Source organism: Acinetobacter seifertii, assembly GCF_000368065.1.
Classification (GTDB): domain Bacteria; phylum Pseudomonadota; class Gammaproteobacteria; order Pseudomonadales; family Moraxellaceae; genus Acinetobacter; species Acinetobacter seifertii.
Window position 1 is genome coordinate 314,755 of sequence record NZ_KB851200.1, and the last position, 12,943, is coordinate 327,697.

11 protein-coding genes are annotated in these 12,943 nt (G+C 38.6%); 8 read left to right on the top strand and 3 right to left on the bottom strand.

Annotated features, from left to right (window positions below; all coding sequences use genetic code 11):
* The first annotated feature begins 141 nt into the window (after window positions 1-141).
* The 8 genes from F985_RS08795 (at window position 142) to blp2 (ending at window position 9,998) form a co-directional block, all read left to right on the top strand.
* Window positions 142-1,173: a substrate-binding domain-containing protein gene (locus F985_RS08795; protein ID WP_004700123.1), complete on the top strand. Its 1,032-nt coding sequence runs from the start codon at window positions 142-144 to the stop codon at window positions 1,171-1,173.
* A gap of 100 nt (window positions 1,174-1,273) precedes the next feature.
* Window positions 1,274-2,653 carry a phosphate ABC transporter permease subunit PstC gene (gene pstC / locus F985_RS08800; protein ID WP_004700126.1) on the top strand — a complete coding sequence of 460 codons (1,380 nt, stop codon included), beginning with the start codon at window positions 1,274-1,276 and terminating at the stop codon, window positions 2,651-2,653.
* Entirely contained in the window at window positions 2,650-4,047 is a 1,398-nt protein-coding gene (gene pstA / locus F985_RS08805; RefSeq protein WP_004700128.1) for a phosphate ABC transporter permease PstA, read from the top strand. The genes pstC and pstA overlap by 4 nt, the downstream gene beginning before the upstream one ends.
* A 13-nt stretch (window positions 4,048-4,060) precedes the next feature.
* Complete coding sequence (pstB, locus tag F985_RS08810; protein WP_004700130.1) at window positions 4,061-4,963, top strand: phosphate ABC transporter ATP-binding protein PstB; 903 nt, start codon at window positions 4,061-4,063, stop codon at window positions 4,961-4,963.
* A gap of 147 nt (window positions 4,964-5,110) precedes the next feature.
* Complete coding sequence (gene sohB / locus F985_RS08815) at window positions 5,111-6,073, top strand: protease SohB (protein WP_004700132.1); 963 nt, start codon at window positions 5,111-5,113, stop codon at window positions 6,071-6,073.
* Window positions 6,074-6,206: 133 nt separating this feature from the next.
* On the top strand, window positions 6,207-6,824 hold the full coding sequence (locus F985_RS08820) for a cytochrome b/b6 domain-containing protein (RefSeq protein WP_004700134.1): 618 nt from the start codon (window positions 6,207-6,209) through the stop codon (window positions 6,822-6,824).
* A gap of 98 nt (window positions 6,825-6,922) precedes the next feature.
* Window positions 6,923-7,624, top strand: coding sequence for an IS1-like element ISPa14 family transposase (locus F985_RS08825; protein WP_001223318.1), 702 nt, complete (start codon window positions 6,923-6,925; stop codon window positions 7,622-7,624).
* Between the two features lie 190 nt (window positions 7,625-7,814).
* On the top strand, window positions 7,815-9,998 hold the full coding sequence (gene blp2, locus F985_RS08830) for an Ig-like repeat protein Blp2 (RefSeq protein ID WP_004700136.1): 2,184 nt from the start codon (window positions 7,815-7,817) through the stop codon (window positions 9,996-9,998).
* Between the two features lie 51 nt (window positions 9,999-10,049).
* Here blp2 and F985_RS08835 read toward each other — a convergent pair whose 3' ends face one another.
* The 3 genes from F985_RS08835 to hflD all read right to left on the bottom strand — a co-directional run bounded on the left by F985_RS08835 (window position 10,050) and on the right by hflD (window position 12,943).
* A complete protein-coding gene (locus F985_RS08835) occupies window positions 10,050-10,685 on the bottom strand; it encodes a DUF2238 domain-containing protein (RefSeq protein WP_004700138.1) in 636 nt (211 codons plus the stop codon).
* Window positions 10,686-10,765: 80 nt separating this feature from the next.
* Entirely contained in the window at window positions 10,766-12,154 is a 1,389-nt protein-coding gene (gene purB / locus F985_RS08840) for an adenylosuccinate lyase (protein WP_004700140.1), read from the bottom strand.
* Window positions 12,155-12,208: 54 nt separating this feature from the next.
* Complete coding sequence (gene hflD / locus F985_RS08845) at window positions 12,209-12,943, bottom strand: high frequency lysogenization protein HflD (RefSeq protein WP_004700142.1); 735 nt, start codon at window positions 12,941-12,943, stop codon at window positions 12,209-12,211.

A 12,943-nucleotide genomic window follows, 5' to 3' on the forward strand; every position in this document is an offset into this window, starting at 1 on the left:
CCCAATTTTAAAAATCATTAAAGCGTCATAATACTGTAACTTATTTGTCATATTTTCTATTCACAATGCAGCTATCGAAGAGCGTACAAGCACTAAACAAAAAGTGACGTACAACCTATTGCATTAATGAGAGAGAACAGAATGCGCTTAAATCCACGTCAAATCGCAATTGCGTTAGCAGTAACTGGGGCCGCTGTAACTACGACTGCAAATGCAGCTCGTGATACGATTCAAATTGCTGGTTCTTCAACTGTATTACCGTTTGCCAGCGTTGTAGCTGAAGAGTTTGGTAATACATTCCCTCAATTTAAAACTCCTGTTGTGGGTTCTGGTGGTTCTTCTGCTGGTTTAAAGCAGTTCTGTCAAGGTGTTGGTGACAACACAATCGACGTTGCAAACGCTTCTCGTAAAATTAAAAGCACTGAAATTGAAGCTTGTAACAAAGCTGGTGTAAAACAAATTCAAGAAATCAAAATTGGTTATGACGGTATCGTATTCGCGTCTAGCTCACACAAAGCAGCTTATAAATTAAAGCCTTACCATGTGTTTGCTGCTTTAGCTGCGCAGTTACCTTCAAAAGGTAAATTGGTTCCAAACCCATATACAAACTGGAACCAAATCGATAAATCACTTCCTAACGAACCTATTACGCTTGTAATTCCTGCGTCTAACCATGGTACGCGTGAAGTTTTCCAAGAGAAAATGATTGATGCTGGTTGTGAATCATACGAATACTTCAAAAACTTAGATAAAGACGCTCAGAAGAAAGCATGTTCGACTTTCCGTAAAGACGGTCGTGTAATTGAAATTGCTGGCGACTATACAGAAACTTTAGCTCGCTTAAAAACTTCTCCAAGTGCGGTAGGTGTGTTCGGTTTAAGCTTCTATGACATGAACCGTGACAAGTTACGTGTAGCATCAGTAAACAACGTACTTCCTTCTGAGAAAACTGTGTTAAACGGTACATACCCTGTATCTCGCCCATTGTTCTTCTATGTGAAAGGCGAACACTTAAAATCAGTTAAAGGTTTACCACAGTATGTAGAATACTTCCTAAGCAAAAAAGCGACTGGTAAAGGTTCTAAAGCTGAGCGTGACGGTTTAATCGCAATGTCTGATGCAGAACGCGCTAAAGTCTTGGCTGACTTTAAAGCAGGTAAAACTGTTAAATAATTTGTTTTGAATAGGGGCTGGTGATCCCAAGTGATCATCAGCCTTTTTGTCTAACACGTTTTTCCCAAATTATGACAATTGAGAAAACAGTGGAGAATACATGAATCTGCTACTTATCGGTGTGTTGTTAGCCCTTGTGGCAATTGCATATCAACTTGGGCTAAGAAAGAGCCGCCACCTAGCAGGTAAGGGAAGCAACTCGGCGACACTACATTCTCGTCCTGGTTATTATGGCGCACTGGTTGGGCTTTGGTGCGGTATCCCTGCTTTTTTAATTTTGATCATTTGGAACTTGGTTGAGCCAAGTATTTTAAATCATATTATCTTTAATAATGTTCCTGCTTCTGTCGCTGCATCTCTAGATGAAGCAGCAAGAAGTGTTCTTGTTGATCGAGTTCAATCGATTGCTTCAGGTTTTGGGGTAAGTGATCATCCGGAAGCTTATGAATTGGCTGCGGCTCAGCAATATGCAAAATTTCAAACTATTGCCTCTTTTGCCAAATTTGCCGTTGTTGTTTGTACTGCCTTACTAGGCTTGGTCTGGGCAAAGAACAAAATCAATCAAGAATATCGCGCTCGTAACCAAGTTGAACGTGCCATTAATGTTGCTTTAATCCTGTGTTCTGGTGTTGCAATTTTAACCACTATCGGCATTGTAATGTCGATGTTTGGTGAAGCAATGCACTTCTTCCATTTTGTAAGTCCAATTGACTTTTTCTTTGGAACTGAATGGAACCCAGGTTTTAGTACTTCAGGTAATGCAGAAGGTAGCTATGGTTTATTACCATTACTATGGGGTACGCTCATGGTCAGTGGTATTGCCTTATTGGTTGCCGTACCAGTTGGCTTAATGATTGCTATTTATCTAGCTGAATACGCATCTCCATGGTTACGCTCATGGGCAAAACCAACCATTGAAGTTTTAGCGGGTATTCCAACGATTGTTTATGGTGTTTTTGCCATGATGGTTATTGGTCCATTCTTTAAAGCTGTTGGTGCTCATATTGGTATCGAAATTAACGCAACCAGTGCTTTGACTGCAGGTTTCGTAATGGGAATCATGATTATCCCATTTGTTTCATCTTTGTCAGATGACATTATTACTCAAGTTCCACGTGCACTTCGTGATGGTTCACTCGGGCTTGGGGCAACCAAATCAGAAACAATCCGCCAAGTGGTTTTACCAGCAGCTTTACCGGGTATTACTGGGGCATTTTTATTGGCTGTATCGCGTGCCGTAGGGGAAACCATGATTGTGGTTTTGGCAGCAGGGAACAGTCCACTTCTACATGCAAATCCGTTTGAAGCTGTTTCGACAGTGACTGTAACCATCGTAAAACAGTTAACTGGCGATACCGATTTTGCAAGCCCGCAAGCCTTGGTGGCATTTGCACTGGGTTTAACACTCTTTGTGATTACCTTGGGATTAAACATTGTTGCACTGTACATTGTGCGTAAATACCGTGAGCAATACGAATGAGTACATCAAATACATCGTCTCCTATGGATCAGAACGTATTTGATCCACAAGCTGCTGCTCAGGCACGTGATCGCCGTAAAAAAGTGATTGAAAAATCATTGGCGAAGCGTCACCGCAAAGAAAAAGCTTTCCGTATTGCTGGTTTATCGGCAGTTGTTATTGGTCTTGCATTCGTTGCGCTATTGTTCGGTAGTATTTTGGCAAAAGGTTTACCAGCATTTTGGCAAACCAGCATGAATGTTCCAGTTTACTTTGACCCTAAAGTGATTGATGCGGGTCCTGTGCCTGTTCGTACTCAGGGTGAAACACCGGCGCATTACCAAGAACGTTATGTCGATTGGCAAACAAAAATGGGTATGGTGGATTGGGATAGCCTGATCGTAAATGGTATGGTTGCTAAAGACCCTTCACTTGAGTCACAGCGCGATTCCTTACGTAGTCTATATGCAAGTTCTGAAGCTTATCGTTTACGTGACATGGTATTTGCTGACCCATCGCTGATTGGTAAAAAAGAGAACCTTACTTTCTTGGGCGATGCTAACGTAGACGTATGGTTAAAAGGTAACATTGACCGCTCATTACCAGATGACCAGCAACAGCTTGACCCGGAAACTCGTAAGCTTGCAGATGATTTGAAAGCAAAAGGTATTCTCGAAAATACATTTAATACCAATTTATTTACAAATCCGGACTCTCGTAGTTCACCAGCAATTAGTGGTCTTGCAGGTGCATTCATGGGCTCGTTATTTATGATGCTGATTGTGATCATTATTTCGATCCCAATTGGGGTAGCGAGTGCTATTTATCTGGAAGAGTTTGCACCAAAGAACTTTCTTACAGACATTATTGAAGTCAACATTAATAACCTTGCGGCTGTTCCTTCAATTGTGTTCGGTTTGCTTGGTGCAGCCATTTTCATTGGCTGGATGCACTTACCATTGTCGGCTCCGTTTGTTGGTGGTTTGGTACTAAGTTTAATGACATTACCAACAGTCATTATTACAACCCGTGCTTCTTTAAAAGCTGTGCCACCATCAATTCGTCAAGCTGCACTTGGTTTGGGGGCTTCAAAAGTACAAACCGTTTTCCATCATGTTTTACCTTTGGCGATGCCAGGGATCATGACAGGTTCAATTATTGGTGTTGCACACGCCCTTGGTGAAACTGCGCCGTTACTTTTAATCGGAATGAGTGCATTCGTTGCAAGTATTCCAACAACTCCATTTGATCAAGCAACTGCTTTACCTGTTCAAGTTTACTTATGGCAGGGCAATGAGTTGCGTAACTTCTTCGAAGGCCGTACTGCTGCTGCGATTATCGTACTTCTTGCATTAATGATTGGTTTAAACAGCCTTGCAATTTGGTTACGTAAAAAGTTCGAAGTGCGTTGGTAATAGAGGATAAATAATGAATACTATTGATATTACGAATTCCTTAGAAAAGGATAAGTTGGTGAATACTGAACAGTCTCAATTTACAGATAAGCCGCTGAACCATGGCACTTCATATGTTTCGCATTTTGAACCGCAAACTTCAAAAAAGCAGAACTCAACTGAAATCAAAATTAGTGCACAAGATGCCCATGTTTACTATGGCGACTTTGAAGCAATTAAAGGCATCGATTTAGATATCTATCAAAATGAAGTGATTGCATTCATTGGACCATCAGGTTGTGGTAAATCGACTTTCCTACGTACTCTAAACCGTATGAATGACACGATTGATGGTTGCCGTGTAACAGGTAAGATCACTTTAGATAATAAAAATATCTATGATCCAAATCTGGACGTTGTATTGCTACGTGCTCAGGTGGGCATGGTATTCCAAAAGCCAAACCCATTTCCTAAATCTATTTTTGATAACGTTGCTTATGGACCAAAGCTACACGGTCTAGCACGTGATAAATACGACCTAGAAGAAATCGTTGAAAATAGCTTGCGTAAAGCGGGCTTATGGGAAGAAGTGAAAGACCGTTTGAATCAGCCGGGTACAGGTTTATCTGGTGGTCAGCAGCAACGTTTATGTATTGCACGTACGATTGCAGTAAGTCCTGAAGTTATTCTGATGGATGAACCATGTTCTGCACTTGATCCAATTGCAACAGCAAAAGTGGAAGAGCTTATTTCAGAACTTTCTGATCAATATACGATTGTGATTGTAACGCACTCAATGCAACAAGCAGCACGTGTTTCAGACCGTACAGCTTACTTCCATTTAGGTGATCTGATCGAAGTAAACTCTACAGAAAAAGTATTTACGCAACCTGATCATCAATTAACAGAAGCGTACATTACTGGCCGTTTCGGTTAATTTATAGCTGTAAAAGAAAAAGAGCCTTGTGCTCTTTTTTTTATTCAATAAATGAAAATGAATCTATTTTGCAAAATCGCTATTGAATTTTAATCAAAAGAACCACATCTTAAGGCTATAAAGACAAACTTATGAGCATAGAATTTTATGTTATTCCATTTGCCTAAACTCCCTGCGGAAATACGTGTTAGTCATTTAAATGCACGTGTAAATGAACAGAGAAAAAAAATTGCACAAACCACAGCAAGTCGTTTAGAGCTTTTACAATTAGCTCAACAACTTGCGAAAGAAGCTAAAATCCGCCGTAAGAACAATCAGAAAATTTTTGTTTTAGATTTTAAAGGTGATATTCAGGCATCTGCGGTTGAAAATCTTCGTGAAGAAATCACACTTATTTTAGCAACGGCTAAAGCCGGACGCGACCGTGTTGTGGTACGCCTTGAAAGTCCAGGTGGTATGGTTCATGGTTATGGACTGGCAGCAGCTCAGTTGGTTCGTTTGCGTGACGCAGGTTTTCATTTAACAATTTGTGTCGACAAGGTTGCTGCAAGTGGCGGCTATATGATGGCTTGTATTGCGAATGAAATTATTTCTGCGCCATTTGCTGTTGTTGGTTCGATTGGTGTCGTTGCTCAGGTTCCAAATTTCAATCGTCTTTTAAAACAGCATAACGTTGACTTCGAACTTTATACAGCAGGGCAATATAAGCGTACTGTGACCATGTTTGGTGAAAATACGCCTGAAGGTAAAGCGAAGTTTGAAGAAGAGCTACAACAAACACATATCTTGTTTAAGCACTTTGTAGAGAAGTATCGTCCACAGCTGAATGTAGATAAAGTTGCTACAGGCGAGCATTGGTATGGACAAGATGCGCTTGATTTAAACCTTGTAGATAAACTAGAAACATCTGATGAGTATTTATTAGCTTTATTACCTCAGCATGATGTCTATGTGATCAACACACGTAAAAAGGCAACTTTGGGTGAAAAGTTGGGTTTACAAGCTGCTCAAATGGCGGATAGCCTGATTCCGGCGGTAATGAATAAAGTTGCAGACACTTTGGCAAAAGCGAATTCAACGCTAGTTCAGATGCGTGATACAAAATTTTAATTAAGATATTTATAAAAGAAAGAGCACCTTAATGGGTGCTCTTTTTATATCGATGATTAAAAGAATTTGCTTAATATTTGTTTAAGTTTCAATTGCCAAAGTAGGAGCTAATTCCTAAGTTTTGAGTTTTGTGATGTCAAAGACTTTGTCGCATATTGATATTCTCATAAGAATTTTACACATCATTATTATGATTGCTTTTACTGGAGCTTACTTTACAGGCGATAATGAAGACCTACATCAAGTGCATATGATGTTTGGTTATATACTTCTCATCAGTATTACCATACGAGTTATTTGGCATTTTTTAAGTCCCCGTGTTTCAAATAGCGCACCATTTGGCATAAAAAAGCGCAGCAGTATGGCATTCAATGCAATTAAAAAATCATTTAGTCATGCAAATTCAGCAAGTATTTTTTCGAAAAATTCAATTCAACTGTTCAGCATTGGACTATTTCAAGCTTCGATTGTATTTATTTTCATACTCATTCCTGTTGTTGTAGCACTTGGATACGGAACAGAGCACTTTACTTATTCTTTGAGAGACTTACATTCATTTTTCGCAAACTTATTTTTAGCCTTAGTTATCGTGCATCTTTCGACACTTGTTTTAAATAGCATACTTGCGAAACGCTTTCAGGGTTGGACTATGCTTAAGATGACACTTGCTGATAAGAAAATAACGAATTATATGGCTTTATTTGTTTTAGTCCTTATAGGTGCATTTAGCTACTTTTACTTAGGAATGTAATATATACGTTTTATGTCTGTCCTGTTTAGTTATATTTTGGGTGGTGTTTCAAAAAGTATGCTGAAACAAAGCAGGTTGAATTTTGATAAAATAGAGAAATGCGAATAACTCTAGAAATCAAATGTCCAACCTGCCTCAGTGACAGTATAAAGAAAAATGGCATCAAAGTAGATGGGAAACAAAACTATCAGTGCAAAGACTGTAAACGTCAGTTTATTGGTGACCATGCTCTGAGCTATCTAGGATGTAATTCAGGCATTACTCGAAAAATATTACAGTTGATGGTCAGAGGTAGTGGTATACGAGATATCGCTGAAGTTGAGCGAATCAGTATCGGTAAAGTTTTACGTACTTTAACCGAATCGACCTACCAAATTCAGCCTAAACAAAGTCATTATGAGTCTCTTGAAGTTGATGAGTTTTGGACTTTTGTGGGAAATAAAAATAATAAACAATGGCTTATTTACGCCTACCATCGAGAAACAGGTGAGATTGTTGCTTATGTTTGGGGTAAAAGAGACTTAGCTACAGTTCAACGATTGAAAACAAAGCTTAAACAATTAGGTATTCACTACACCCGAATTGCAAGTGATCATTGGGACAGTTTCATAACTGCTTTTAAAAACTGCAAGCAAAGTATTGGTAAATTTTTTACTGTAGGTATTGAAGGTAATAATTGCAAAATAAGGCATCGAATTAGGCGTGGTTTTAGAAGGAGTTGTAATTTTTCAAAAAAGATTGAAAACCATTTTAAAGCTTTCGACTTAACCTTTTTTTACATCAATAATGGCTTCATTTAATGTCAGCATACTTTTTGAAACACCACCATATTTTGAATGGAAAGTAAAAAAATATTATTGATAAATATACTTATTGAATTGTGATGAGTAAGTGATTTTGATATTTTAGGCAACAATAAAATAGCTTTTAGATGACTCATTTAAAAAGTTAAACATTTAAAAATATAACTGAAATTCAGGATAGGAAATAATGACAAGAATAATTGTGGCATCCAAAAAGGGTTTGGACGTTCTGCAAGATGGTCAGCTCAATAAAGTAATTTTGAATCAACCTACGATCATCCAAATTGGTATCAGTCAAAAAGATATTGCATCGATGGAAAAACAGGGTGGGCGGCTAGTCATCCACTTAAAGAATGGCGAGACAATTGTCTTAGAAAATTTCTTTAATGAAGCAACAAATACAACAGAGCATTCCCTTGTTTTTCCGACTGAACATGGAAAATTTGTTGAAGCACAATTCGATGCCCAAGGTAAAGTAATCGACTATAAAGGCTTAAATCACGTTACAGACTTAGGTTACGGCAGTACTAGTCCAGCCGCTGCAAACATCGCGGTTGATAGTGATCCAAGTTTTTCAATGGGAAGCGTACTTAAAGCAGGTCTAGCAGTTTTAGCTGCGGAAGGACTATATCTTTGGGCTTTTAAGAAAGATGATAAGGAGGATTCATCAAGTGCGCCTGATTTAATCGCACCTGCTGCTCCTACAGCTACGCTTGCTGATGATACCGTGACAGTGACTGGTAAAACTGAAGCGAATGCAAAAATCTATCTTAAAGATGCCGCAGGCAATACGGTTGCATCAGGTGTTGCAGATGCAAGTGGTAACTACACGATTAAATTAGATAAGCCACTCGTGAATGGTGATAAATTAAATGTTATTGCTCAGGATGGAGCTGGAAATAATTCAAAAGCGACTGTTGTAACAGGAACAAAAGATACAATTGCCCCAGATGCTCCACAGGCTCAATTGAACGATGATGGATCATTGGTAACTGGTAAGGCTGAAGCAAATGCAAAAATCACAGTTTATGATGCCACTGGCAAAGTATTAGGAACTGTTTTTGCAAATAAAGATGGTATCTATTCTTTAAAAATTACTCCACCATTAACTAGTGAAGCCGGAGGCAAAGTAGTTGCCGAAGATGCTGCTGGTAATAAATCTGAAGAAGTTAAAATTATTGCGGGTAAAGACACTGTACCACCAGCTTCCCCTTTTGTTGAAGTTAACAAAGAAGGGTCGGTAATACATGGTAAAACCGAAGCAAATGCAAAAGTTCAAATTAAAGATGCAGATGGCAAAGTCATTGGAACTGGCATGGCGGATGCCCAAGGTGACTTTCAAATTACGCTTTCACCTGCTTTAAAAGAGTCTCAAAAAGGTACAGTAGTTGTTGAAGATGCAGCTGGTAATACGTCTAAGCCTGTCGAGATTAAACCAGGTTTTGATTCGATTGCTCCTGATAAACCAACTGCTCAAATTAATGCAGAGGGTAATTCGGTAACTGGTACAGCCGAAGCAAATGCCAAAATTGAAATAAAAGATGTGACAGGTAAGGTTATTGGTAGTGGAACAGCAGATGCGAATGGAAAATTTACTATTAGCATTTCACCAGCATTAACTGATAACAGTCATGGTTCTGTTTCAGCCATCGATAACGCTGGAAACCGGTCTGAAAGCTTCGATATTGTGGGTACGAAAGATACTATTCCTCCAACAAAACCTATATTAAATAGCGCAGAAGATGATGTCGGTGATGTAAAAGGCACTATTGGATCTGGCTCAGAAACGGATGATGCTAGACCAAAACTTACAGGTTCAGGCGAGGCAAATGCGACGCTTACGATTTATGATAATGGTATTGCAATTGGAGTAGTGACTGTATCAACTGGTAAATCATGGACATTTACATTTGATAAAGACTTAGCTTTGGGTAAGCATAGCATTACTTTGACTCAAACTGATGCGGCAGGGCTTACGAGTGAAGCAAGCTCTCCATTTATCTTTTATGTAGTTGCACCGAAAACTGCAAGTTTAGCTGATGCCTCAGTAGATATGTTGGGTACACATGAACCAGCTTTAGCAGATAGTGTTGGACTGAGTACTTTAAAAGTCGCACAAAATACAACACCTGAGACCAATACTCAGCAGAAAACTGTTCCTATAGATGATTTATTGAAAAGTTCTTCTGCGAGTGACTCAGATCCAGTGGCAAAGCTTTTAGCATCGACTGCATTAAAGCCTACACAAGCACCTGAACAAACTGATGTAAATACTTCAGTTGACCAGACAATAAATCTTGATCAAATTTTACCAAATACGACTTCTTCACCTTTGCAAAATATTTTAGAACAGACTTATCCGGTTGTTTAAAAGACTCTATGTAAAATATAAAAGCGCTCAATGAGCGCTTTTTACTTATGGCTAATTTTTGATTTTCGGTGTTGTTATAAGAGTAATAACTCCATAAACAATTGATCCAATTGTGGCGAGTAACATGTCTTTATGAGCATCCCACATGTCGCCTTGTTGCCCATTATAATTTTCAGCTTGTTCAGGTGATAAGCCAATAGCAATGAGCCATTCGATCAGTTCATAAAAAACACTAGATGCCATCACGAATTGAACTACAAGTAAAAATAGGGAAAACGGACGTGCAGTCGGCAACCAAACTTGAAAAACGCGATAAATAAGAGGGTAGAGCAAAGCACCATATGAAAAGTGCACAAGTCGATCATACATATTGCGAGACCAACCCATGTATTCATCTAAATTAAAATGAAAGATGTGCTGAATCCAGTCGTTATACGGAACGTATGAATACAGATAATGAGCACCAATTACGTGGATTAAAAGAAACAGTAAATAAAAACAAAAACTTAAAAAATCGAGACCAATTTTTTTGAAAATAATAAAAAGTAAAATCAGCATTAAAATAGTGCCGGATTGATGAAGTAAGTAAGCTTCAAACTCCAGAGGATTGATACCTGAAACAATAATGGCAATCAAAAGCAGGCTGATTGCAATATAGTGTTTAAGTTGAAATTTTTTTTCGATCATTTTATGGAAAACTTTATTTTGATGAGTATAAGTGTAATAAAAAAGCGAAGCCTAGGCTTCGCTTTTGATTAACTTTTTAATTAGATTTTACTAATTAATTCATTAATTTGTTTTGCTTGTTCAGCTGCGTTACCCGTATAAGTTGCAGGAGTAAGCTCAGCTAAACGAGCACGCTCTTCGCTTGGTACTTGAGCAAGTTCGTTACCATTTACGAAATCAACCATCATGTCGCGAGTCATTGCTTGACCACGAGTTAAAGCTTTTAACTTCTCATATGGTTTTTCAATGTTGTAACGACGCATAACTGTTTGAATTGGCTCTGCAAGAACTTCTTGAGCTTGGTCAAGATCTTCATTTAAACGATTTGCGTTAAGCTCAAGTTTACCAACACCTTTTAAGCAAGCATCAAAAGCAATTAAGCTTTGAGCAAAACCAACACCCATGTTGCGAAGTACAGTTGAGTCAGTTAAGTCACGCTGCCAGCGAGAAATTGGTAATTTTTCGCCTAAGTGAGCCAACACTGCATTTGCAATGCCTAAGTTACCTTCAGAGTTTTCAAAGTCAATTGGGTTAACTTTGTGTGGCATAGTTGAAGAACCAACTTCGCCTTCTTTAAGTTTTTGTTTGAAGTAACCTAAAGAGATATAACCCCATACGTCGCGGTTAAAGTCGATCAAAATTGTATTGTAACGACGTAATGCATCAAACAACTCAGCCATGTAGTCGTGTGGCTCGATTTGAGTTGTGTATGGGTTAAATGTTAAACCTAAAGATTCAACAAAAGCTTGTGCGTGAGCAGCCCAGTCAACATCTGGATAAGCAGAAAGGTGAGCATTGTAGTTACCTACCGCACCATTGATTTTGCCTAATAACTCAACATTTTCAAACTGTTTGATTTGACGAGCTAAACGATATGCAACGTTTGCCATTTCTTTACCCAAAGTTGTTGGGCTAGCAGTTTGACCATGTGTACGAGACAACATAGGTTGTTCAGCATGAGTCGTTGCTAAAGCAGAAATTGCATTTAAAATTTGCTTCATGCTTGATACTAAAACTTCACGACCGTTTTTAAGCATGAGCGCATGAGACAAGTTGTTGATGTCTTCTGATGTACAAGCAAAGTGAATGAACTCGCCCGCATTTTGTAATTCAGCAATACCAGCAATTTTCTCTTTCAAGAAATATTCAACTGCTTTTACGTCATGGTTAGTTGTACGTTCAATTTCTTTAATGCGATTCGCATCTTCTTCAGAGAAGTTGCTTACGATTGCATCTAAAGCTGCATTTGTTTCAGCTGAGAAAGAAGCAACTTCAATAATTTCTGGACGGTTAGAAAGCGCTTGTAACCAACGCACTTCTACAGTGACACGAGCATGAATTAAACCAAACTCAGAAAGAAAAGGGCGTAGCGCATCACATTTGCTGGCATAACGTCCATCTAATGGTGATAGTGCGGTTAAAGCGTTCATAACGATTCCTTAATGCTGGAATAAACATAAAACAAAAATAATCTCGTTACAGCGTTAGATAACTTGGTACTGTAAACGAGCAAGTGCTTGAATATCCTGTAGCAATTTACGTTTGCTAAAAATCATGTTCCATGAACTACCGCCGAGTTGTCGCCATAAATGAGCCATTTGTAGCCCTGTAAACAGACAAGCACGAATACGGTTAGTATGGTTGGTATCTTTAAATGCCTCAGCATTACCACGAACAAGAATACGTGGATTAATTTGCCCAGCGGTATCTACATAGGTTTGCGCCAAATTGGCTAAAATACTTGGGTGTAAATAGTTATTATCGAAAAAAGAAAGCTGTTTTAAAATTTTCTGCTGTGCTTTTTCAATAATCGCTACATATTCAGGATTGCTATAGACCTTTTTTTCTAATTGCAAAAGTGACATCGCATAAGACATGGGAAGTTTTGCACTACGCATTTTAGGCAAACGAGATTTAGGCGCATTGGTAAAAGGCTGCGTAATACAATTTTCGAGTGTCTTAAGACCTAATGAAATATCAGCCAGTTGATTAAAAAAATCTAAAGTCTGAACATTATTATTATTTATTGTAGGGCGAATATTTAAACTCGCCTTTATTAATAACTCAAAATAGAAATTACCGCTTTCACCAATACTTTGTTGTCCAGTCATGGCAGTCATATGCGTAAGCTGGGTCGCTTGGAATACCCCAGCCAAAGCAAGGGCACGGTTTTGGCGAACATTCAAGGCTTGTGATTGTTGAAAGGGTAACTCCACCAT